Consider the following 22,864-nt stretch of genomic DNA (forward strand, 5'->3'; position numbering starts at 1 on the left):
CGAACCAAAATGAAATCAGCCGTCGTCCTCCTGCCTGGCCTTAACCGCGACCGCGATATGATCGCGGCGCTGACCAAGATTTCCGGCAAGGCGCCAGCCACGGTCTGGCAAACCGACACCGAAATCCCGGATGTCGACCTGATCGCCATTCCCGGCGGCTTCTCCTTCGGCGACTATCTGCGCTGCGGCGCGATCGCGGCGCGCATGCCGGTGATGCGGGCGGTCGCTGAAAAGGCGGCCAAGGGCGTCATGGTCATCGGCGTCTGCAACGGTTTCCAGATCCTGGTCGAGGCCGGCCTGCTGCCGGGAGCGCTCATGCGCAACTCCTCGCTCAAATTCGTCTGCCGGCAGGTGAAGCTCGAGATCGCCAACGCCAACACCATGTTCACCCGCCGCTACCAGCCGGGCCAGATCATCCGCTCGCCGGTGGCGCATCACGACGGCAACTACTTCGCCGATGCCGAGACGCTTGCACGCCTGAAAGGCGAAGGCCAGGTGGTGTTCCGCTATGCGGACGGCACCAATCCCAACGGCTCGATCAACGACATCGCCGGCATCATCAGCAGCCAGGGCAATGTGCTGGGCCTGATGCCGCATCCCGAGAACCTGATCGAAGCGGCACATGGCGGCAATGACGGCCGGGCGTTGTTCGAAGGCGCGCTCGGCATCGCCGCCTGATATCTTCCGAAATTCTTTCAGAACCTGGGGGCGGCCTGACGATGAGACTGACGATTGCTCGCTTTGCTCTCCTGGCTGCCGCCGGCCTTGCGCTGGCATCCTGCCAGTCGGGTCCGAAGAGCGCTCCGCCGCCTTCCGGCAAGAGCGCGGCGCTGCTGGCCATGGAACAGGTGGCGATCTCCGCCCACAAATGCTGGATCGCCAGCAAGGACCCGGCCTTCAAATCCTACCAGATGGCCAATGAGCTGAATTCGTTCAGCGGCACGCCGCGCTTCCTGCTGGTGCCGGCCAAGCATTATGGCGGCAAGCCGCTGCTGGTGGTGCAGGCGCAAGGCAATTCGAGCCGTGTAGACGTGTTCGGTCCGCTGATGGCCGAGCCGCTCGGCGCGCGCATCGGCTCCGACATCGCCCGCTGGCAGGCCGGCAATCCGGCCTGCGCCGCCGCCGCGTAAGATGGGCCGGCTGCTGCAGGTCGCGGGTCTGGTCGCAGGGCTGGCCGGTCTTTTCCTGCAGTTCTCGATCACCGTTCCGGCCTCGATGGAAGCCGGCCGCGGCCTGATCGGTTCGGTCGTCTTCTACTTCAGCTTCTTTACCATCCTGACCAACATCGGTGCGGTGCTCGTCCATGCGTCGCTGCTGTCGCCCGCCGGCCATGCCTGGTTTCCGGCCTTTGCCGGAGCGCGGATGCGGGCAGGCGTCGCCGTCGCCATCACCGTGGTCTTCATGGTCTACGCCACCGTGCTGGCACGCCTCTGGCAGCCGCAGGGCCTGTTCCTGCTGTGCGACGTGCTGCTGCACTATGTGACGCCTGCACTGTTCGTGCTGTGGTGGCTGGCCGCCGGTGCCGACGGCAAGACGCGATGGCGAGACGTTTCCTGGTGGATGCTCTATCCGCTCGCCTATCTGGCCTATGCGCTGGCGCGGGCGTCCATAACAGGCGAAGTGCCCTACCCCTTCCTCGATGTCGCCAGGAACGGCATCGCCAGCGTCGCCATCGCCTCGCTGGCCATCACCGCCCTTTTCCTGGCGCTATGCGTTGGCGCCGTGCTTGCGGACCGCGGCCTGTCACGGATCAGGGCGCCAGTTGTGCAGCCACGCAAGCAGGATTGAACACAGCATCCCGCCTGTTCATTTCCAGAATGGCCTGATCCCTTCGCGATGGGCGTCGCAGCGGGAAATGCCGATGTCCTTCAACTGATCATCGGTCATGTCCAGCAAGGCGAGCCGGCTGCGCCTGCGCTCCAGCAGGCCGTCGATCCAGCGCCCCAGCGATTTGACCATACGCACGATGCGGCTGACAAAGCCGCCGCGGTCCACAGGTCGCGCGGCGAACAATCCTGCGGCTGTCTGGCTGATTGTCTCGATTGTATCCATCTTCGCTCTACCAAAGCTGCAAATTGCACTCTTTTATTCCACACAACGCATGTGAATTGACTCATCGTTCGACGCAATATACAAAATTGTCACCATGACAAATTGGCTTCCCGACCTCACGGCCAGCTCCGGCCCGCTTTATCAGCGCCTTGCTGACAGCATTGAGTCAGATATCGACCGCGGCGTGATCGACGCCGGGGCAAAGCTGCCACCGCAGCGGGATCTCGCCTATGACATCGGCGCAACCGTCGGCACGGTCGGCAGGGCCTATCAATTGCTGCGCGAGCGCGGGCTGGTCAGCGGCGAGGTCGGGCGCGGCACCTATGTCCTCGGCCGGCAGAACGCGAAGCCCGACTTCATAGCGCCGGACGCGCAAGGCACGCGCGACATCGATGCGCCGCGCGGCAAGCTGCGCTTCGACAGCACCGCGGCGCCCGATGTCGGCCAGGGCGCCATCGTCACCGAAGTGCTGTCGCGCACGGCTTCGGATCATGCGCATGAGATTTCGAGCTACACGCGGGATTTTCCCGAGCGCTGGTTCGAGGCCGGCGCCAGTTGGCTGTCGCGCAACTCGTTTCGACCGAGCGCCGATACGATCGTGCCGACGCTCGGTACCCATGCCGCTGTCATGGCGGCGATCGCCGCACTGACCACGCCCGGCGATTACGTCGCCTTCGAGCACCTGACCTATTCGCAGATTTCGCGCAGCGCCGGCCTGATCGGTCGTCGCACGGCGCTGGTGGCATCGGACCATCAGGGTCTCAACGCCGACGATTTCGAGCGCGTCTGCGCGCAAAAGCACCCGAAGATGATCTTTCTGATGCCTACGGTGCAGAATCCGACGCTGGCGATCCTGCCGGCAGCGCGACGTGAGGCAATCGCGCGGATCGCGCGTGAATACAATGTCGTCATTATCGAGGACGATCTTTACGGCGGCCTGACCGAAGATCCGACGCCAATGCTGGCCGACTATGCACCCGAGCGCACCATCGTCGCAGGCGGCCTGTCGAAATCGGTAGCGGCCGGCGTTCGCGGCGGCTGGCTTTCCTGCCCGCCCGCTTATCGCCATCGCATCCGCGTTGCCCATAAGATGATGACCGGAGGCATGCCTTTCCTGCTGGCCGAGGTGAATGCCCGGCTGGTGCTGTCGGGCCAGGCCGCGGACATACGCAAACGGGCCATCGCCGAAATCAACGCCCGCACCGCCATCGTGCGCGAGACTTTGGCCGGCTTCGAATTCAAGTCGCGGGACAATATACCCTTTGTCTGGCTGACCTTGCCCGACCCCTGGCTTTCCGGCACGTTCAAGAACGCCTGCCTCGAGCACGGCGTGCTAATCGACGACGAAGACGAGTTCAAGGCGGGCCGTTCCGAGCAGGTCTTCCACGCTGTGCGCTTCGGCATTTCGCAGCCGAGGCAGCGCAAGGACATCGCGGACGGCGTTGCGGCAATCCGGCGGCTCCTCGATGAGGGCCGTGCAGGCTACGACAGTTTTTCCTGATCCGCATCGCCTTGGAGCGTCGGCGGTTCAGGACGACGGCATGCCTCCAGGCAAGACCGAGGCGCATCGGTTGAGTCCGGTCCGGTGGGACGCGCGTTCAAGGCGCCGCGGCTTTCTCCGGATTCAGCCACTTTTCGTCGGTCCATGGGTGTATCGGCCGCAAAGCTTGCGATAAGAGGAGATTCAAAATCCCAAGCTCCCACGGATAAAAACCGCCGCCCATGACCATTTCCAATTCCGTGCCGATCACGCCCGAGCTCATTGCCGCGCATGGGCTGAAGCCAGACGAATACCAGCGCATCCTCGACCTCGTCGGGCGTGAGCCGAGCTTCACCGAACTTGGCATCTTCTCGGCGATGTGGAACGAGCATTGCTCGTATAAATCCTCAAAGAAATGGCTGCGCACGCTGCCGACGACCGGCCCGCGGGTCATCCAGGGACCGGGCGAGAATGCCGGCGTGGTCGATATCGGCGACGGCGACTGCGTCGTCTTCAAGATGGAGAGCCACAACCACCCCTCCTTTATCGAGCCCTACCAAGGGGCGGCGACAGGCGTCGGCGGCATATTGCGCGACGTCTTCACCATGGGCGCGCGGCCGATCGCGGCGATGAACGCCTTGCGCTTCGGTGCTCCCGATCATCCCAAGACCAGGCACCTGGTGGCGGGAGTGGTTTCCGGCGTCGGCGGCTACGGCAATTCCTTCGGCGTGCCGACGGTCGGCGGCGAGGTCAATTTCGACGCCCGCTACAACGGCAATATCCTGGTCAACGCTTTTGCCGCGGGTCTTGCCAAGACGGACGCGATTTTCCTGTCGGAGGCCAAGGGCGTCGGCCTGCCGGTCGTCTATCTCGGCGCCAAGACCGGTCGCGACGGCGTCGGCGGCGCCACCATGGCCTCGGCCGAATTCGACGACAAGATCGACGAGAAGCGCCCGACCGTGCAGGTCGGCGATCCCTTCACCGAAAAGTGCCTGCTTGAAGCATGTCTCGAACTGATGGCGTCCGGTGCGGTCATCGCTATCCAGGACATGGGTGCTGCCGGCCTTACCTGCTCGGCGGTCGAGATGGGCGCCAAGGGGGATCTCGGCATCGAGCTCGAGCTCGACAAGGTTCCGGTGCGCGAGGAGCGCATGAGCGCCTACGAGATGATGCTGTCGGAAAGCCAGGAGCGCATGCTGATGGTGCTGCGCCCCGAAAAGGAAAAGGAGGCCGAGGCGATCTTCCACAAATGGGGGCTCGACTTCGCCATTGTCGGCAAGACGACCGACGATCTGCGCTTTCGCGTCCTGCATCAGGGTGATCAGGTTGCGGACCTGCCGATCAAGGATCTCGGCGACAAGGCACCGGAATATGACCGTCCGTGGATCGAGCCGAAGAAGCCGGCGCCGCTTGCGGCCAATGACATTCCGCAGGCCGATGTCGCCGACGCACTGCTGAAGCTGCTCGGCGGCCCTGACCTGTCGTCGCGCCGCTGGGTGTGGGAACAGTACGACACGCTGATCCAGGGCAATTCGCTGCAGCTTCCCGGTGGCGATGCCGGCGTGGTGCGGGTCGAAGGCCATCCGACCAAAGCGCTGGCTTTCTCGTCGGACGTGACGCCGCGCTATTGCGAGGCCGATCCCTATGAGGGCGGCAAGCAGGCGGTGGCCGAATGCTGGCGCAACCTGACCGCCACCGGCGCGCTGCCGCTGGCCGCCACCGACAATCTCAATTTCGGCAATCCGGAACGGCCGGAGATCATGGGTCAGTTGGTCGGCGCGGTGAAGGGCATTGGCGATGCCTGCCGCGCGCTCGGCTTCCCGATCGTTTCGGGCAATGTCTCGCTCTACAACGAAACCAATGGCCAGGGCATCCTGCCGACGCCGACCATCGGCGGCGTCGGGCTGATCGCCGACTGGTCGAAGATGGTGCGGGCCGGCTTCGCTGAGCAAGGCCAGATGATCCTGCTGGTCGGCGCGCCGGCCTCATGGGGCACGCATCTCGGCCAATCGGTCTACTTGCGCGACATCCACGGCCGCAGCGACGGCCCGCCGCCGCCGGTCGACCTCGACCATGAAAAGCGTGTCGGCGACCATGTGCGCGCCCTCATCGCGTCCGGCATCGTCACCGCGGCTCACGACGTTTCCGACGGCGGCATTGCGGTCGCGCTGGCCGAGATGGCGATGGCATCAGGCATCGGCGCGACGGTCCCCGGACTGGCCGGCACCGATCCTATTCCGGTCTGGTTCGGCGAGGACCAGGGCCGCTATCTCCTCACGCTGTCAATCGATCCAGACAGTGAGGACTGGGACGCGATCCGCAAACAGCAAAGCGAACTCGCCATTTTCGCGCCCTGGATCGGCTCGACCGGCGGCAACACGCTGAAACTCGGCGAGGCACGGGCGATCCCGCTCGGCGAATTGACCGCCGCGCACGAAGGCTGGTTCCCGCGCTTCATGGATCAGGCCATTTGAGCAGAGCGTGATCCCGAAAAGTGGGAAACGATTTTTTCGGAAAAATCATGCTCAACCACAGGAAACTGGCCGTCCGGGCACTGCTTGCAGTCGTCTTCTGGCCATCGCTGTTCTTCTTCTGGTTTCTCGGCCCGTTCGTCTTTTTCCTGCTGTCTACGACATCGAGCGAGGTCTGCGCCCGGTTGGATACACGCGCGGAGTTCCTCGCCGCGGCCAACGACACGCTTCCGATGCTTGGCCTGCAAAACCTTTTCTATGCAGTTCCGCTTGTCTGCCTGGTGCTTTGGAGCCGGCTTCTGCCGGACCGGGCACGGACAAGGCACATCTTCACCTGCATAAAACTTTTCGCCGTCGCGGCCGCATTGGGGGCACTGTGGGAGTATGGCTCCTCGCTGGCCTGCGATGGCTACGGCCAGCCGTTCTTCTCGCCCGTCTGGCGGATGACCGCCTACCTGCCGATTGCCAACCTGGCGATCAACCTTCCCCTCTATGTGCTGACCTTCAGCCTTGGGCGGACCTTCTCGACGCCCGAGGACGACCCCGCAGACGACGCCGGCGGTCAGAGCGAGGACGCGTCGTGAGCCACAATCGCGCTGGGGCTGGACGGAACGGCTTCAATCCCGGCCGGAAAGGCTTTAGGTTCACTCCGACTCTCATCGCACGGGCAGCCATGCCGCAGCCCGCCCGAAAACAGGAACTTGCCATGGCAATGGATGCCCGCGACATCGAAAAACTGATCAAGGAGGGCATCCCGGATGCCAGGGTGACCATCCGTGACCTTGCCGGCGACGGCGATCACTATGCGGCCGAAGTCGTGGCCGAGAGCTTTCGCGGAAAAAGCCGCGTGCAGCAGCACCAGATGGTCTATGACGCGCTGAAGGGCAATATGGGCGGCGTGCTGCACGCGCTGGCGCTGCAGACCAGCGTGCCGGACTAGGGGCTTCCAACGCCAAAGTCGCTTGGCCCAAAACGCCGCATCTTTTGCGCCATTCAGGCCACCACGCGGCTAAAGTCTTGTTTCGGGCAACCTATGGGTTTATCTGATGGAAAAGCTTCGAGCCTGACTCCCACAGGCGGGAAAGGATATTCCATGAGCGGCATCAACGACTACATTGACAACGAGGTGAAGGGCAACGACGTCGTGCTTTTCATGAAGGGCACGCCCGGTTTCCCGCAATGCGGATTTTCCGGCCAGGTTGTCCAGATCCTCGACTATATCGGCGCCGACTACAAAGGCGTGAACGTGCTGGATTCGGCCGAGCTGCGCCAGGGCATCAAGGAATACTCCAACTGGCCGACGATCCCTCAGCTCTACGTCAAGGGCGAATTCGTCGGTGGCTGCGACATCGTGCGCGAAATGTTCCAGGCGGGCGAGTTGCAGACATTCCTTGTCGAGAAGGGCGTGAGCGTCAAAGGCGCCGCCTGATTTCGGTTGGGCATGTCGCCGTCGACATGCCCTGAGCACGGGGCAGCCCCGCCTCGGCAATTTTGCGTCCGGGACCCGGACCAGGACGAGCCAATGCGCCGGGCCACCGGCGCGTTTTCGTTTGAGAGATCGGACTTGCCGTGGACCAGCAGACGTCAGCACCGCAATCGGCAAGCAAATTGCCCATTCCGCGCTGGGAGTTCATCGCGCTGTGCGCAGCGCTGATGGCGCTCAATTCGTTGGCCATCGACATCATGCTGCCGGCGCTGCAGCAGATCGGCGCCTCGCTTGGCGTCGAGAACGAAAACCACCGGCAATATGTCATCACCGCCTATATTCTGGGTTTTGGCGGCGGACAGCTGTTTTTCGGACCGCTCTCGGACCGATTCGGGCGCCGTGCGCCGCTTGTCGCCGGCCTGATCATTTATGTGGCGGCGGCCGCCGCGGCCGCCATATCGCCAAGCTTTGAAACGCTTCTACTTTGCCGGGCCGTGCAAGGCATCGGTGCGGCCGCGACCCGCGTCATCGCCGTCTCGATCGTGCGCGACACGTTCGATGGCCGGCGCATGGCCGAGGTGATGTCGCTGATCTTCATGGTGTTCATGGCGATCCCGGTGATTGCTCCCGGCATCGGCCAGTTCATCATGCTGTTCGCGACCTGGCATTTGATCTTCGTCACCATGGCCGTCGGCGCGCTTGTCGTCTCGGCCTGGTCGCTGCTGCGCCTGCCCGAGACGCTACATCCGGAATATCGCCGGCCATTGACCGTCAATGCCATTGTCGGCGGGTTCCGCATCGTGCTGACCAACCGCGTCGCGATCTGCTATGCCTTCGCCAGTACGTTCATCTTCGGCGCCATGTTCGGCTTCATCGCCTCGGCGCAGCAGATTTATGTCGACATATTCAATGTCGGCGAATTGTTTCCGGTCATCTTTGCCGGCGTTGCCGGCGTGCTCGCCTTCTCCAACTATCTGAACTCGCGTCTTGTCGGCCGCATCGGCATGCGCCGCCTGTCGCAGAGCGCGCTGCTGTTGTTTCTGGTCATCAGCCTGGCCTGGCTGGTCGTTTCGCTGGAAATGAAGATGCCGCTCTGGCTGTTCGTCACCTTCTTTGCCTGCGCCATGCTCCCTTTCGGTGCGCTCGGCGCGAATTTCAATGCCTTGGCTATGGAGCCGCTTGGTCAGCTGGCCGGCACGGCCTCGTCCATCCTGGGCTTCATGCAGACGTTTCTCGGCGGCATTCTCGGCACGCTGATCGGCCAGGCTTTCAACGGCACGGTGACGCCATTGGCCGCCGGCTTCTGCAGCGTCTCGGTCGCAGCCCTGCTGATGATCTTCATCGCCGAACGCGGCAAGATGTTCCAGCCGCAGAATCAACCCGTCTCGGGGCACATTGCCGATCTGCATTGAATTGTCGCCTTTGCGGCGCTCGGCTGGGTAATCGAATTGGCAGCCGGCTATTGCGCCCAGAGTTCGCTGCGCAACTCGCGCCAGCTTTCCCGGTCGGGTGCGACAAGCAGGCCGCCGCCGACATGCGACGGTAGGTAGGCACTGGCGTCGAAACGCGCGGCGTGGCCGCCGGCCTCGGCATGAATCAGGACACCGGGCAGATGGTCCCACGGCATCAGCTTGTTGTAGACGACGAAATGGGCATGGCCGCTGGCCAGCAGGCGATATTCATGCGCGGCGCAGCGATAGGCGAATTGCGACAGGATTTTCGTCTGGTTGCGCGCCAGCCGCGACCGCTCTGGTTCGGCCATGTACTGCCAGGAGACGGAGCCGGTCATTCCCGAGATCGGCACGGGCGCCGCGACACGCACTTTTTCCAGGTTGCCATGCGCGTGCCTGATATGGCTGCCGGCGCCCCTGGCGCCGATCAGCCAGTCCTTGCCGACCGGATCGTGGATGATGCCTGCGACGGTCTCACCCCGGACCACGACACCCAGCATGACGCCGAACAACGGCACGCCGGAAGCGAAATTGAAAGTGCCGTCCACCGGGTCGATGGTGAAAGCCAGATCGGCATCGCCAAGACCGTCGAGCAGCGCCGGATTGTCGGAACAGGCTTCCTCGCCGACAATCATGGCCGTTGGGTAGCGCTCACGCAGCTTGGCGGTGATCAGCCGCTCGGCACTGACGTCGGCTTCCGTCACCAGGTCGGCGGCCGACGTCTTCTGGCGGACGTCGCCGCCGCCCAACCGGCGAAAGCGCGGCATGATTTCGGCTTCGGCTGCTTCGGCCAGGGTGCTGGCCAGCCAGTCGATCGCGGTATCGTCAAATGTCATCGGAAATGTCTTGCCTGCTGGAGAGCGTTTCATCGAGGGCGGCGAAATCGAATAGTTTCCTGTCGAGCAGATGCGACGGCCTGGTGTTGGACAACGCACGCAGCATCGTGTCCTTGCGCCCGGGCATGCGCTTTTCGATATCGTCAAGCATGGCCTTCATCGCGTTGCGCTGGAGACCTTCCTGGCTGCCGCAGAGATCGCAAGGGATGATCGGGAACCGCATCGCCGCGGCGAGCTTTTCCAGATCGATTTCGGCGCAATAGCTCAGCGGCCGCAGCACCATGACGTCGCCCTCGTCGTTGAGCAGCTTTGGCGGCATGGCGGCGAGACGGCCGCCGTGGAACAGGTTCATGAAGAAGGTTTCGAGAATGTCCTCGCGATGATGGCCGAGCACCAGCGCCGAGCACCCCTCCTCTCGGGCTACGCGATAGAGATGACCACGCCGCAGGCGTGAACAGAGCGAGCAATAGGTGCTGCCCTGCGGCAGCTTGTCGGTGACGACGGAGTAGGTGTCCTGGTATTCGATGCGGTGTGCAATGCCGTGGGCATTGAGGTAATCGGGCAGGATGTGCTTGGGAAAGTTCGGCTGGCCCTGGTCGAGATTGCAGGCCAGCAGCTCCACCGGCAGCAGGCCGCGCCATTTGAGGTCCAGCAGCATGGCAAGCAGGCCGTAGGAATCCTTGCCGCCCGACAGGGCCACCAGCCAGCGCTCGCCTGGCCTGACCATCGAAAAATCCTCGATCGCCTGGCGGGTCAGCCGCAGCAGCCGCTTGCGCAATTTGTTGAACTCGACCGAAGACGGCACATCGGCGAACAGCGGGTGAAAACCGCCTTCGATGTCGGCGGCCTGCTCAAGCGATTGAGCGTCTGGCAGCATGTTCATGGCGTCGGTTCCAAATCCTGGAGCAACGAACGTTCGGAGCTTCGTTGCCGCCCGGATTAGCGGACATGGCCGACAAAGAAAAGGCCGCCTCGATGGGCGGCCCCTTCCGGTCTCGCAAAAAGCCTTCGCTTAACGCGAATAGAATTCGACGACGAGGTTCGGTTCCATCTGGACGGCGAACGGAACGTCCGCCAGGCCCGGGATGCGCGAGAAGGTCGCGGTCATCTTGTTGTGATCGGCTTCGATGTAGTCCGGCACGTCGCGCTCGGCGAGGCCGACCGATTCCAGGACGATCACCAGCTGCTTCGACTTTTCACGCACTTCGACGACGTCGCCCGGCTTGCAGCGGTACGAGCCGATGTTGACGCGCTTGCCGTTGACGTTGACGTGGCCGTGGTTGACGAACTGGCGGGCGGCGAAAATGGTCGGAACGAACTTGGCGCGATAGACGACCGCGTCCAGACGCGACTCGAGCAGGCCGATCAGGTTCTCCGAGGTGTCGCCCTTGCGGCGATCGGCCTCTTCATAGACCTTGCGGAACTGCTTTTCCGAAACGTCGCCATAGTGGCCTTTCAGCTTCTGCTTGGCGCGCAGCTGCAGGCCGAAATCGGAAAGCTTGCCCTTGCGGCGCTGGCCGTGCTGGCCGGGGCCGTATTCACGCTTGTTGACCGGGGACTTCGGGCGGCCCCAGATGTTTTCGCCGAGACGGCGGTCGATCTTGTACTTCGCGGATTCGCGCTTGCTCATCGCATTCCCTTTCAAAACAACATAACCCGGAGCCTCATGGTCCGGGTGAAGGAAACGCGCCCTCCTCTGGCCTCCGTTTTCGAGACCTGACAGGGTTTTTCCACGCAACGCGGCGAAAAACCCACGGGACACGTCAGTTCAAACAAGACCTTGGAAAACAGACTGGCTTCCGTCGAGGTCTTGCGCATGCAAAACAAACCACCGGGCGTTGCGGCCCGGTGTTGGGAGCGCTGTTAAACAGAGATTTAACCGCTGTCAAGGTTCCAACTGGCGCCGCCCCGCGACCATCTACGATTTTCAGTGTTGTTGTTCAATGCGGTGTCGCATCCGGCGGGAGGTTGTCGCGCCCGCGGTATTGGAACAATTCCCGGAAAGCGCTAGCGGTTTCTACCCGGGATTGTGTAAAAAACCGGAGCGGGGCGGCGATTCCCCGAAGCTGAACCGCTCCAGGAAGGGACTTGAGCAGAGGAGCCTGAATTCGGATGAAGAAGTTCTTTCTAAGCCTGACTGGTGCGACGGTGTTGGCCGGATCGATGGCCGTCATCACGCCGGAGCCGGCGATGGCAAGGCATTGGCAAGGTCACCGGCCTCATCAGGTATGCCGGATCGTGGTCAAGAAGCGCGTCGTCTGGCGCCATGGTCACCGCCATGTCATTCGCCAAAAAGTGCGACGCTGCCACTGGCGCTAACAGCTGCCACTGGCGCTAACAGCTGCCACTGGCGCTAACAGCTGCCACTGGCGCTAACAGCCGCCACTGGCGCTGATTACGTCGGCCATTGACCCGACAATAACATCAAGGCCTGCGACCCCGTCGCCGGCCTATTTCTTGCCATTGGACGAACCCTTCAAGAAGGTCGTTGCCAAATAGCGCTTCCCTCAGTGCTTCTTTTTCTCCGGCAGATCCTTGCGCTTGGTTTCGGCGAATTCCTCGAGCTGCTTTTCGCTCATGGATTCGTACATCCCTTTGGAAGCGCCTTTGAGCTCTCTCTTCTTGGTCTCGCCGCGCTTGGCCGACAATGCGGCGCCGGCGGCCTTCTGCTGGGCTTTCGAGGTGGCAGGCATGGTTTTTCTCCCTTCATTGCCTGGGAGAAAACGAAACGGCCTCGCCAATGTTCCGGAAATCAGGCGACCGCCAGTCCAAAGCCCTGCATCAAACGGCTGGTGGCAAAATCCGCCTTGCCGGACGTGAAGACCGCGATGTCCGGCTCACCATGCGGCAACAGCCCATTGACCGGCGACAGCAGCGACATCGCCCGCCGGGCGATCGCTTCGGCAGGATCGATCCAGTCGACCGGCCAGGGTGCGGTCTTGCGCATGCGGTTAACCAGAAAAGGATAGTGCGTACAGGCGAGCACGGCGATGTCGGTGCGCATGCCATCGCGCTCGATGAAACACGGGGAGATCTCGGCGCGCACGGCTTCCTCGTCGACGAACCCTTCGCGCATATAGGCTTCGGCCAGCCCCGCCAGGCGGTCGCTACCGACCAGCCGGACATGGCACTTCTGCGCCCATTTGCTGATCAGGTCGCGCGTGTATTGCCGTTTCACCGTGCCCGGCGTCGCCAGCACGGAGACGAGGCCGGAGCGGGTACGCTCCGCCGCCGGCTTGATCGCAGGCACGGTGCCGACAAAGGGATGGCCGGGAAATCTCTCGCGCAACGCATCGATCACCAGCGTCGAGGCGGTGTTGCAGGCGATGACCGAGATGGCCGGGGCGAACCGGTCGAGCAATTTGCCGAACAGGTCGAGAATATGGACCCGCAGCGCCGGTTCCTCCCAGGCGCCAAAGGGGAAGGCGGCATCGTCGGCGATGTAGACGAAGCGGCGGTCGGGCATCAGCACGCGCGCCTCGCGCAGCACAGTCAGCCCGCCAATGCCGGAATCGAACATCAGGATCGGCTGATCAGTCATTGTCGGTTCCCTTGCCGCCGAGCGGCGGCGCGGCGTTGTCGTCGTCATCGGCCACCTGACGATCCGCATTGGTCTTGCGGCCGGGACCGCCGGCGCGCGCCGCTGCCGGAAGCCGCCTTGGATCATCTCCCGGAGAGCCGTCGCCGCGCGGCATCGCCGGCGAGAACCTGTCCAGCGACGAGATGATGCCGCGCAGCACCTTGAGCTCCGGCTCGGCAAATCCCGCCCGGGTCAATACGGCGCGCAGATTGTCAACCATCTTCGGCTTCTTCGGCGCCGGCCGGAAATAGCCGCGCGCTTCGAGTGCGCCTTCGAGATAGGCGAACAGGCCGTGCAGTTCTTCCTTGCTGGCCGGCTTCATGTCCGGACCCGTAAAGTTGGTCTTGGTCTCGTCCTCGAGGCCGGATTTCATCCACTCGTAGGACATGAGAAGCGCGGCCTGGGCGATGTTGAGCGAGGAAAAATCGGGATCGACCGGAAAAGTGACGATCTCGTCGGCGAGGCCAACCTCGTCATTATAGAGGCCGAAACGCTCGCGGCCGAACAGGATGCCGGTTCGCTGACCCATGCCATGGCGAGCCCGGAGCACCCTGCCCGCCTCGACCGGCCCGCGCACGGGCTTGAAGCCGTCGCGTTGCCTTGCGGTGGTCGCGAAAACGAAATTCAGGTCGGCCATCGCCGTGGCGAGATCGTCGAAAACCTTGACGGCGTCGATGACATGGTCGGCGCGGCTGGCCGCCGCCCGCGCCTTCTCGTTCGGCCAGCCGTCGCGCGGGTTGACGAGGCGAAGTTCGACCAGGCCGAAATTGGCCATGGCGCGCGCAACCATGCCGATATTCTCGCCGAGCTGCGGCTCCACGAGAATGATGGCGGGGCTGGCGACTGAAGCGGTATCGGAATCTTTGGTGACGGGCATGATTGTCAATGAACTGCTGTTTGCGGCATTTCAGCGTCCCCTGCCATATTCGGCCGCGAAAATGAACCATTCGCAAATGGCGGGGCGATCGCTTCGCTTTCGTGACCGATCGTCGTTTGCGCGGCCAAAAACGCTTTGATATAGGGGCGCATCCCCGGCCGAACGCCACGCGGGCAAGGCCGTCCCATTTCCCAGCAACGAGGCATTCTTTCCATGGCGAAGATCAAGGTGGCGAACCCGGTCGTCGAACTCGACGGCGACGAGATGACCCGCATCATCTGGCAGTTCATCAAGGACAAGCTGATCCACCCTTATCTCGACCTCAAGCTTGAATATTACGACCTCGGCATCGAGCATCGCGACGCCACCAACGACCAGGTGACCGTCGATTCGGCCAACGCCATCAAAAAATACGGCGTCGGCGTGAAATGCGCGACCATCACGCCCGACGAGCAGCGCGTCGAGGAATTCAAGCTGAAGAAGATGTGGAAGTCGCCGAACGGCACCATCCGCAACATTCTCGGCGGCACCATCTTCCGCGAGCCGATCATCATGAAGAACGTGCCGCGGCTGGTGCCCGGCTGGACCAAGCCGATCATCGTCGGCCGCCACGCCTATGGCGACCAGTACCGCGCCACCGATTTCCGTTTTCCCGGCAAGGGCAAGCTGACGATCAAGTTCGTCGGCGAGGATGGCCAGGTGATCGAGCACGACGTGTTCGACGCGCCCGGCGCCGGCGTCGCCATGGCCATGTACAATCTCGACGAGTCGATCCGCGAATTCGCCCGCGCTTCGCTGAACTACGGCCTGCTGCGCAACTACCCGGTCTATCTCTCGACCAAGAACACCATCCTCAAGGCCTATGACGGCCGCTTCAAGGATATTTTCCAGGAGGTCTACGAGGCTGAGTTCGAGGCCGAGTTCAAGTCCAAGAAGCTGTGGTACGAGCACCGCCTGATCGACGACATGGTGGCCTCCAGCCTGAAATGGTCGGGCGGCTATGTCTGGGCCTGCAAGAACTATGACGGCGACGTACAGTCCGACACGGTGGCGCAGGGTTTCGGCTCGCTTGGCCTGATGACCTCGGTGCTGATGACGCCGGACGGCAAGACGGTGGAAGCGGAAGCCGCGCACGGCACCGTCACGCGCCACTATCGCCAGCACCAGAAGGGCGAGGAAACCTCCACCAATTCGATCGCCTCGATCTTCGCCTGGACCCGGGGCCTCGCCCATCGCGCCAAGCTCGACGACAATGCTGAATTGAAACGCTTCGCGGAGACACTCGAAAAGGTCTGCATCCAGACCGTCGAATCCGGCTTCATGACCAAGGACCTGTCGCTGCTGATCGGCCCCGACCAGCCCTGGCTTTCGACCACTGGTTTCCTGGACAAGATCGACGAGAATTTGCAGAAGGCGATGGCGTAAGCACCCGCGGGTTCAACATGCCGAAGGCTCCGGAAGGAGCCTTCGCTTTTTTGGGCCAACGAAAATCGAAAGCAAAGGACTGGCAACATGGCCAAACCGGTCCTCTACGGCGCCGACTACAGCGTTTACGTGCGCATAGCGCGCATGGCGCTGGAGGAGAAGGGCGTCGACTACGAGCTTGTGCCGGTCGATGTGTTCGCCGCCGAGGGCATCCCCGGCTGGTATTTCGAGCACCACCCGTTCGGCCGCATCCCGGCCTTCGAGCATGACGGTTTTCGCCTGTTCGAGGCCAGCGCGATCACGCGCTATGTTGATGAAGCTTTCGACGGACCGCCCTTGCAGCCGAACGATCCGCGCGGCCGCGCGCGGATGAACCAGATCATCGGCATGCTCGACGCTTATGGCTATCGGGCCATGGTCTGGGACGTCGCCGTGGAGCGGCTGGAGAAGGCGTCGCCTGACGAAGCGCTGATTGTCAGCGGATTACGACAAGCAGGAACGGTCCTTCAGGTGCTCTCATCATTGAGATCCCCGGGGCCGTGGTTGCTCGGCAATCAACTGACGCTCGCCGACCTGCATGCGGCACCGATCGTCGGCTATTTCGTCAAGGTGGCGGAAGGGCGCAAACTGCTGGCTCGCTTTGCCGACATACAGGACTGGTGGGATTGTATTGCTAAACAGGCAAGCTTTGCCAGGACTGAAAAGGCCGGCTGATCTGCGACAGCGCAGCGCAGCGATATTCGATTCAGGTCAACGATTTCGCGGATAACCGATCATTGATGTCGCGCCGCCCATCATGAGGGGCCGCGCGACCTCGAAGGGAAGCAACCGGCCTGGAGCGTTGCCCCCCAATTCTGCAATGAATCACGCCGCCTCCAGCGCCGCCCTCACCGCAGCAATCGCGTCGTCGGCCTTCGAGGCATCGGGGCCACCGGCCTGCGCCATGTCGGGCCGGCCGCCGCCGCCCTGCCCGCCGAGTACCGCGGAGGCGACGCGCACCAGGTCGACGGCGCTGAAGCGGCCGACGAGATCATCGGTGACAGCGACCACGACGCTCGCCTTGTTGTCCTCGCCCGCACCGACAAACACGACCACGCCGGAGCCGAGCGAGCTTTTGCCGGCATCGGCGAGCGGCTTCAGATCCTTCGGCGAGACACCGGAAACCGACTTGCCGAGGAAGCCGACGCCCGCGACGGTCTCGTTGGCGGCCGGCGCGTCAGCGGGCGACCCGCCGCCCAGCGCCAGCTTCTTGCGCGCTTCGGTGAGCTCCTTCTCGAGCTTCTTGCGCTCTTCGAGCAGGGCTTCAACACGCGCCGGCACGTCGGCCGGCGAGATTTTCAGTGTTGCCGCGGCCGCCTTCAGCCGCCGGTCCTGTTCGTCGAGATGCTTGCGCGCGGCCTCGCCCGTCAGCGCCTCGATGCGGCGCACGCCTGCGGCGACGGCGCTGTCGGACACGACGCGCACCAGGCCGATGTCACCGGTTGCCCTGACATGCGTGCCGCCGCAAAGCTCGACCGAATAGGGGCGGTTGGCCTTGGCGCCATGTAGGCCCGTGCCCATCGACACGACGCGCACCTCATCGCCGTATTTCTCGCCGAACAGCGCCATGGCGCCTTCGGCAATGGCATCGTCGACCGACATCAGGCGCGTGATCACCGGGCTGTTCTGCACCACGATCTCATTGGCCATGCGCTCGACCTCCTCGAGTTCCGAGGGCGAGATGGGCTTGTTGTGCGAGATGTCGAAGCGCAGGCGCTCGGGCGCGACCAGCGAGCCCTTCTGTGCCACATGGGTGCCCAGCACCTCGCGCAGCGCCTCATGGATCAGATGCGTCGCGGAATGGTTCGCGCGCAGCCTGGAGCGCCTCGCATGGTCAACCTTCAGCTCGACGGCGGCACCCGTCCTGGCAGTGCCGCTGACCACCTTGCCGAGATGCACGAACAGCCCGTCGGCCTTCTTCTGCGTATCGGAAATCTCGATCGAGAAGCCTTCGCCTGAAATGGTTCCGGTGTCGCCCATCTGGCCGCCGGATTCGGCATAGAACGGCGTCTGGTTGACGACCACGGCTACCGCTTCGCCCTTGCCGGCGCTGTCGACGGTCTTGCCGTCGCGGACAACCGCCTGGATGATGCCTTCCGCCTGCTCGGTCTCGTAGCCGAGGAATTCGGTGGCACCGGCTTTTTCGCGCACCGGGAACCAGACCGCTTCCGTCGCCGCCTCGCCGGAACCTGCCCAGTGCTTACGCGCCTCGGCCTTCTGCTGCTCCATCGCATTGGTGAAGCCGGCAAGATCGACCGAGATGTTGCGCTGGCGCAGCGCATCCTGCGTCAGGTCGAGCGGGAAGCCATAGGTGTCGTAAAGCTTGAAGGCCGTCTCGCCGTCCAGCATGTCGCCGGCGCCGAGCTTTTCCGTCGCCTCCGACAGCAAACCGAGGCCACGCACCAGTGTCTTGCGGAACCTGGTCTCCTCAAGCTTCAGCGTCTCGGTGATCAGCTGTTCGCCGCGCACCAGTTCCGGATAGGCCTGACCCATCTCGCGAACCAGCGCCGGCACCAGCTTCCACACCAGCGGCTCGTTCGCACCGAGCAGCTGTGCATGGCGCATGGCGCGGCGCATGATGCGGCGCAGCACATAGCCGCGGCCTTCATTCGATGGCAGCACGCCGTCTGCGACCAGGAACGACGACGAGCGCAGGTGATCGGCTATGACGCGATAGGATGCGACGGTCTCGGCGTCGGGACCGCGACCGAGCGCGGACGACGCCGCATCGATCAAGTGCCGAAACAGATCGGTCTCAAAGACGCTTTCCACGCCTTGCAGGATGGAGGCCATGCGCTCCAGGCCCATGCCGGTGTCGATCGACGGGCGCGGCAGGTCGATCCGCTCGTCCTTCGTCACCTGCTCGTACTGCATGAACACCAGGTTCCAGAATTCCAGGAACCGGTCGCCATCCTCCTCCGGGGTGCCGGGCGGGCCGCCCCAGATGTGCTCGCCACGGTCGATGAAGATTTCCGAGCATGGCCCGCATGGCCCGGTGTCGCCCATCGCCCAGAAATTGTCGGAGGTCGGGATGCGAATGATGCGATCATCGGAAAAGCCGGCGATCTTCTTCCAGAAGCCGGCCGCCTCGTCGTCGGTGTGGTAGACGGTGACGAGCAGCTTGTCCTTCTTAAGCCCGAACTCCCTGGTAATGAGGTTCCAGGCTAACTCGATGGCGCGCTCCTTGAAATAGTCGCCGAAGGAGAAATTGCCGAGCATCTCGAAGAAGGTCAGGTGGCGCGCGGTGTAGCCGACATTGTCGAGGTCGTTGTGCTTGCCGCCGGCGCGAACGCTTTTCTGGGCGGTCGTGGCACGCGAATAGGGCCGCTTCTCCAGGCCGGTGAAGACGTTCTTGAACTGCACCATGCCGGCATTGGTGAACATCAGCGTCGGATCGTTGCGCGGCACAAGCGGGCTCGACGCCACGACCTCGTGACCCTCCTTGCGGAAATAGTCGAGAAATGTCGACCGGATCTCGTTCACGCCACTCATGAATGCTGCCTTTTCGAGAGAGCCGCCGGCCGGACCGGCGGAAATGGGCTCTGCTTTAGAAGATGGAGCTGGCCTTTTAGCCGCCGCTTGGCACCCTGTCCAGAAACACGCAAGCTGGCCAATTCGCGGTTCGCCAGCCGCTCAAAACGCAAACCGCCGGCACGGGGCCGGCGGTTCGAAACGCAATACTACAGAACTCGATTACATAAGCTCAAATTGATGAACCGGGATTATGGCCGAACTCGGGCCGCAAACCGAACGCTAGATCGCGCCAGCGAACGCTAGATCGTGCCGACGAGCGCTTACATCGCGCCGGCTTCATCCTCGAAGCCATCATCGCCACCTTCGGAGCCGCCATTCTCGAGGAATTTTTCGGCGATCAGTCCGGCGTTCTGCCTGAGCGCAAGTTCGATCTCGCGCGCCGTATCGGGATTGTCGCGCAGGAACAGCTTCGCGTTCTCGCGGCCCTGGCCGAGACGCTGCGAATTGTAGGAGAACCAGGCGCCCGATTTCTCGACCACGCCCGCCTTGACGCCGAGATCGACCAGCTCGCCGGTCTTCGACACGCCTTCGCCGTACATGATGTCGAACTCGACCACCTTGAAGGGCGGCGCCAGCTTGTTCTTGACCACCTTGACGCGGGTCTGGTTGCCGACGACCTCGTCGCGGTCCTTGACCGAGCCGATGCGGCGGATATCGAGACGCACCGAGGCGTAGAATTTCAGCGCATTGCCGCCGGTGGTGGTTTCGGGCGAGCCGAACATGACGCCGATCTTCATGCGGATCTGGTTGATGAAGATGACCATGGTGTTGGAGCGCGAGATCGAGGCGGTCAGCTTGCGCAGCGCCTGGCTCATCAGGCGGGCCTGCAGGCCGGGCAGCGAATCGCCCATCTCGCCCTCGATTTCGGCGCGCGGCGTCAGCGCCGCGACCGAATCGACCACCAGCACATCGATGGCGCCGGAGCGCACCAGCGTATCGCAGATCTCAAGCGCCTGCTCGCCAGTGTCAGGCTGCGAGATCAGGAGGTTTTCGAGATCGACGCCGAGCTTGCGGGCATAGACCGGATCGAGCGCATGCTCGGCATCGACGAAGGCGCAGATGCCGCCCTTCTTCTGGGCTTCCGCCACCGTGTGCAGCGCCAGCGTCGTCTTACCCGAGCTTTCCGGCCCGTAGATCTCGATGATGCGGCCGCGCGGCAGGCCGCCGACGCCAAGCGCGATGTCGAGGCCGAGCGAGCCGGTTGGCACGGTTTCGATCTCGACGACCTGCTCGTTCGCGCCGAGCCGCATGATCGAGCCCTTGCCGAAAGCCCGCTCGATTTGCGACAGCGCCGCATCCAGAGCCTTTGATTTGTCCACTGCCTTATCCTCTACAAGCCGCAAGCTGTTCTGAGCCATGATACATCACCCCGTAGTCGTCAATGAAGGCCGGACAATCCGTAATCATTGGTTATTTGTACCTTTTTTGTTCTCATTTGGCAAGAGGGATCAAGCATCTGAAAAATAAGCAACATCCTGATTTGTTCTTTTTTTGTCTCACGATTCGGCTCCAACATGGTCCGAATATTGGGCCAGGCTGGTTCGCCGTGCCGATCTCACGAATCGCTGGTTGTTGCCTGCGAAGCTCCGTCGCACAGCATGGCGCTTGTGCGTGACCGCCAACAAAGGTCATATCGGCGCATGGTGAGATCTCCAAGAGTCCTGGCGGTGGGCGGCGCCCATATCGACAGGCGCGGCCAGGTGTCCGGCGCTTACGTGCCGGCTGCCTCCAACCCGGGCACGATGCGCGAGGACGTTGGCGGCGGCGTCTTCAACGCATTGCGCAGCACGGTGCGGCGAGGCGTCTCGGGCTCGTTGCTGTCGGTGCGCGGCGGTGATGCCGCCGCCGACACGGTTTCGCGCGCCATCGCCGAAGCAGGCATTGCCGACCTGTCCGCGGTGTTCCTCGACCGCACGACGCCGAGCTATACGGCGCTCATCGACCGCGAGGGCGAACTGCTCGTCGGCTTTGCCGACATGGCGCTTTATGAACTGGCATTTGCAAAGCAGATCCGCCGCTCCAGGGTGAGGGAGGAGATCGCCGCCGCAGATGCCGTCCTGTGCGACGCCAATCTGCCATCGGCGGCTCTGGAGCGGCTGGTGTCGCTTGCCGCCGGCAAGCCCGTGTTCGCCATTGCCATTTCACCGGCCAAGGTCGTGCGCTTGACACCGGTGCTCGGCGGCCTGGCCGTCGCCTTCATGAACAGGCGCGAGGCGGTGGCGCTTGCCGGACTTGACGATGCCGCCTCTCAAAAAACTATCCTCGACGGGCTGAGAAGCGCCGGCCTCGACAGCGCGGTGGTCACGGCGGGCGGCGGCCCGGTGCTGGGCTTCGACCGCGACGGCAGCTTTGCCGTCGTCCCGCCCCCTCCAAGAAAGGTCGTGGACGTCACCGGCGCCGGCGATGCGCTTGCCGGCGCGACGGTCGCCGCCCTACTGCGCGGCATGCCCTTGCGCGCGGCGTTGCGCGAGGGCGTCGCCGCCGCGACGCTGGCTATTGAAAGCGCGAGCGCCGTTCCCGATTTCACCACGGCGACTTTCGCGCAAGCGCTGGCTCTTGTGCCCGAAGAGCAGAAAATGGCATGAGACCGGCATCCGAAAGGATGCGCCGCACTTCGGATTGGAGATCCAGATGACCCCAGACACCGCCCGCGCCTTCATCGATGTCCACGCGCCGGTGGCGCAAGCCTTGGCCGCCGGGAAGCCCGTGGTGGCGCTGGAAAGCACCATCATAACCCACGGCATGCCCTACCCCGACAATGGCGCCATGGCGGCCGACGTGGAAAGGATCATTGCGGACGGCGGCGCGGTGCCGGCGACGATCGCCGTGGTGGCGGGCCGCATCAAGATCGGCCTCTCCGACGGAGAACGCGAATCGCTCGCCATGACCGGCGACGCCATGAAGCTCTCGCGCGCAGATCTCGGCTTCGCCGTCGCGCAAGGGCGCACCGGCGGCACCACGGTTGCCGCCACAATGATCGCCGCGCATATGGTTGGGATAAAGGTGTTCGCCACCGGCGGCATCGGCGGCGTGCACAAGGGCGCCGAAAAAAGCTTCGACATTTCCGCCGACCTCGATGAGCTGGCGCGCACGCCCGTCATCGTCGTCTCGGCTGGGGCCAAGGCCATCCTCGACATCGAAAAGACGCTGGAGGTGCTGGAGACCCGCGGCGTGCCCGTGATCGGCCATGGCTGCGAGACCATGCCGGCCTTCTGGTCGCGGCAGTCGCCGTTCCGCGCGCCGCTGACCTTGCACGCGCCGGAAGAGATCGCGCATTTTTACAAGACGCGACAGGCGCTGGGCCTGAGCGGCGGCATGCTGATCGCCAATCCGGTGCCGGAGGATCACGAAATCCCGGCCGGCGAGATGGCCGGCTACATCGAGGCCGCCCAGAAGGCCGCCGAGGCGCTCAACGTTACCGGCAAGGCGGTGACGCCGTTCCTGCTCTCCAAAATCCTCGAACTCACCGGCGGCCGGAGCCTGAAGACCAACATCGCGCTGGTCGAAAACAATGCTCGGCTGGCAGCGCGAATTGCCGGGGCGCTGTAGGACGCCGGAAATACGAGCGGCGGCACCACGGCTACTCGCGACCACCGAGTTCCGTCACGCCCTCCTCTGTCCTGCTGGACGTCTCCGAAAAAGTCTGCACTGCCTCATCGCCCCGAGGTCCTAGCGTTATTTTCCCGCCCGCCG

At 63.4% G+C, this 22,864-nt stretch carries 23 protein-coding genes; 14 read left to right on the forward strand and 9 right to left on the reverse strand.

Annotation, left to right across the window (positions count from 1 at the left end):
- Positions 1 to 9 precede the first annotated feature (9 nt).
- Genes purQ through LB541_RS25130 form a run of 3 tightly spaced genes read left to right on the forward strand, consistent with a single transcriptional unit; the run spans position 10 to position 1,788 of the window.
- Positions 10 to 678 (forward strand): phosphoribosylformylglycinamidine synthase subunit PurQ, encoded by a 669-nt coding sequence (gene purQ / locus LB541_RS25120; protein WP_224619855.1) that lies wholly within the window; start codon positions 10 to 12, stop codon positions 676 to 678.
- A 41-nt stretch (positions 679 to 719) separates the two neighbouring features.
- Positions 720 to 1,130, forward strand: a complete 411-nt coding sequence (locus LB541_RS25125) for a hypothetical protein (RefSeq protein ID WP_140517698.1) — start codon at positions 720 to 722, stop codon at positions 1,128 to 1,130.
- Between the two features lies 1 nt (position 1,131).
- On the forward strand, positions 1,132 to 1,788 hold the full coding sequence (locus tag LB541_RS25130) for a Pr6Pr family membrane protein (RefSeq protein ID WP_140625561.1): 657 nt from the start codon (positions 1,132 to 1,134) through the stop codon (positions 1,786 to 1,788).
- Positions 1,789 to 1,806: 18 nt separating this feature from the next.
- Here the strand turns inward: LB541_RS25130 and LB541_RS25135 are convergent, their stop codons facing one another.
- Entirely contained in the window at positions 1,807 to 2,052 is a 246-nt protein-coding gene (locus LB541_RS25135) for a DUF1127 domain-containing protein (protein WP_140560984.1), read from the reverse strand.
- A 94-nt stretch (positions 2,053 to 2,146) separates the two neighbouring features.
- On the opposite strand from LB541_RS25135, the gene LB541_RS25140 reads away from it, so the two are divergent.
- From LB541_RS25140 to LB541_RS25165, 6 genes are all read left to right on the forward strand, one after another.
- Entirely contained in the window at positions 2,147 to 3,553 is a 1,407-nt protein-coding gene (locus tag LB541_RS25140) for a PLP-dependent aminotransferase family protein (protein ID WP_140493832.1), read from the forward strand.
- Between the two features lie 221 nt (positions 3,554 to 3,774).
- Positions 3,775 to 6,006 carry a phosphoribosylformylglycinamidine synthase subunit PurL gene (gene purL, locus LB541_RS25145; protein WP_140558546.1) on the forward strand — a complete coding sequence of 744 codons (2,232 nt, stop codon included), beginning with the start codon at positions 3,775 to 3,777 and terminating at the stop codon, positions 6,004 to 6,006.
- A gap of 47 nt (positions 6,007 to 6,053) precedes the next feature.
- On the forward strand, positions 6,054 to 6,587 hold the full coding sequence (locus LB541_RS25150; RefSeq protein ID WP_140558548.1) for a hypothetical protein: 534 nt from the start codon (positions 6,054 to 6,056) through the stop codon (positions 6,585 to 6,587).
- Positions 6,588 to 6,709: 122 nt separating this feature from the next.
- Positions 6,710 to 6,943, forward strand: coding sequence for a BolA/IbaG family iron-sulfur metabolism protein (locus tag LB541_RS25155; RefSeq protein ID WP_140493839.1), 234 nt, complete (start codon positions 6,710 to 6,712; stop codon positions 6,941 to 6,943).
- 153 nt (positions 6,944 to 7,096) lie between these two features.
- Positions 7,097 to 7,432, forward strand: coding sequence for a Grx4 family monothiol glutaredoxin (gene grxD / locus LB541_RS25160; protein ID WP_013532137.1), 336 nt, complete (start codon positions 7,097 to 7,099; stop codon positions 7,430 to 7,432).
- A 140-nt stretch (positions 7,433 to 7,572) separates the two neighbouring features.
- A complete protein-coding gene (locus LB541_RS25165) occupies positions 7,573 to 8,841 on the forward strand; it encodes a multidrug effflux MFS transporter (RefSeq protein WP_140493841.1) in 1,269 nt (422 codons plus the stop codon).
- A 47-nt stretch (positions 8,842 to 8,888) separates the two neighbouring features.
- On the opposite strand, the gene LB541_RS25170 is transcribed toward LB541_RS25165, so the two are convergent.
- The 3 genes from LB541_RS25170 to rpsD form a co-directional block, all read right to left on the reverse strand.
- On the reverse strand, positions 8,889 to 9,716 hold the full coding sequence (locus LB541_RS25170; protein ID WP_140522050.1) for an inositol monophosphatase family protein: 828 nt from the start codon (positions 9,714 to 9,716) through the stop codon (positions 8,889 to 8,891).
- On the reverse strand, positions 9,706 to 10,599 hold the full coding sequence (gene ttcA / locus LB541_RS25175) for a tRNA 2-thiocytidine(32) synthetase TtcA (protein WP_140493845.1): 894 nt from the start codon (positions 10,597 to 10,599) through the stop codon (positions 9,706 to 9,708). The genes LB541_RS25170 and ttcA overlap by 11 nt, the downstream gene beginning before the upstream one ends.
- A gap of 129 nt (positions 10,600 to 10,728) precedes the next feature.
- Positions 10,729 to 11,346 carry a 30S ribosomal protein S4 gene (rpsD, locus tag LB541_RS25180; protein WP_140493847.1) on the reverse strand — a complete coding sequence of 206 codons (618 nt, stop codon included), beginning with the start codon at positions 11,344 to 11,346 and terminating at the stop codon, positions 10,729 to 10,731.
- Between the two features lie 482 nt (positions 11,347 to 11,828).
- Between rpsD and LB541_RS25185 the strand changes: the two genes are divergently transcribed.
- Entirely contained in the window at positions 11,829 to 12,035 is a 207-nt protein-coding gene (locus tag LB541_RS25185) for a hypothetical protein (RefSeq protein ID WP_140518326.1), read from the forward strand.
- Positions 12,036 to 12,223: 188 nt separating this feature from the next.
- On the opposite strand, the gene LB541_RS25190 is transcribed toward LB541_RS25185, so the two are convergent.
- Genes LB541_RS25190 through LB541_RS25200 form a run of 3 tightly spaced genes read right to left on the reverse strand, consistent with a single transcriptional unit; the run spans position 12,224 to position 14,173 of the window.
- Complete coding sequence (locus LB541_RS25190; RefSeq protein ID WP_224619856.1) at positions 12,224 to 12,409, reverse strand: DUF3008 family protein; 186 nt, start codon at positions 12,407 to 12,409, stop codon at positions 12,224 to 12,226.
- Between the two features lie 59 nt (positions 12,410 to 12,468).
- A complete protein-coding gene (murI, locus tag LB541_RS25195; RefSeq protein ID WP_224619857.1) occupies positions 12,469 to 13,257 on the reverse strand; it encodes a glutamate racemase in 789 nt (262 codons plus the stop codon).
- Positions 13,250 to 14,173 (reverse strand): RNA methyltransferase, encoded by a 924-nt coding sequence (locus tag LB541_RS25200; RefSeq protein ID WP_140493855.1) that lies wholly within the window; start codon positions 14,171 to 14,173, stop codon positions 13,250 to 13,252. The genes murI and LB541_RS25200 overlap by 8 nt, the downstream gene beginning before the upstream one ends.
- A gap of 213 nt (positions 14,174 to 14,386) precedes the next feature.
- Here LB541_RS25200 and LB541_RS25205 point away from each other — a divergent pair, with 213 nt between their 5' ends.
- Both LB541_RS25205 and LB541_RS25210 read left to right on the forward strand, forming a co-directional pair.
- Positions 14,387 to 15,598 carry an NADP-dependent isocitrate dehydrogenase gene (locus tag LB541_RS25205; protein ID WP_140493857.1) on the forward strand — a complete coding sequence of 404 codons (1,212 nt, stop codon included), beginning with the start codon at positions 14,387 to 14,389 and terminating at the stop codon, positions 15,596 to 15,598.
- A gap of 87 nt (positions 15,599 to 15,685) precedes the next feature.
- The gene (locus LB541_RS25210; RefSeq protein ID WP_140762399.1) at positions 15,686 to 16,312 is read left to right on the forward strand and encodes a glutathione S-transferase family protein; all 627 of its coding nucleotides are present in this window, start codon (positions 15,686 to 15,688) and stop codon (positions 16,310 to 16,312) included.
- A 150-nt stretch (positions 16,313 to 16,462) separates the two neighbouring features.
- On the opposite strand, the gene alaS is transcribed toward LB541_RS25210, so the two are convergent.
- Positions 16,463 to 19,129, reverse strand: coding sequence for an alanine--tRNA ligase (gene alaS, locus LB541_RS25215; protein WP_140666933.1), 2,667 nt, complete (start codon positions 19,127 to 19,129; stop codon positions 16,463 to 16,465).
- A gap of 302 nt (positions 19,130 to 19,431) precedes the next feature.
- Entirely contained in the window at positions 19,432 to 20,529 is a 1,098-nt protein-coding gene (recA, locus tag LB541_RS25220) for a recombinase RecA (protein ID WP_010909075.1), read from the reverse strand.
- 282 nt (positions 20,530 to 20,811) lie between these two features.
- Here recA and LB541_RS25225 point away from each other — a divergent pair, with 282 nt between their 5' ends.
- Positions 20,812 to 21,756, forward strand: a complete 945-nt coding sequence (locus tag LB541_RS25225; protein WP_140518330.1) for a carbohydrate kinase family protein — start codon at positions 20,812 to 20,814, stop codon at positions 21,754 to 21,756.
- Positions 21,757 to 21,802: 46 nt separating this feature from the next.
- Complete coding sequence (locus LB541_RS25230) at positions 21,803 to 22,720, forward strand: pseudouridine-5'-phosphate glycosidase (protein WP_140518331.1); 918 nt, start codon at positions 21,803 to 21,805, stop codon at positions 22,718 to 22,720.
- Positions 22,721 to 22,864 lie beyond the last annotated feature (144 nt).

Origin of the sequence: Mesorhizobium sp. BR1-1-15 (assembly GCF_020165475.1) — a bacterium.
Taxonomy (GTDB): domain Bacteria; phylum Pseudomonadota; class Alphaproteobacteria; order Rhizobiales; family Rhizobiaceae; genus Mesorhizobium.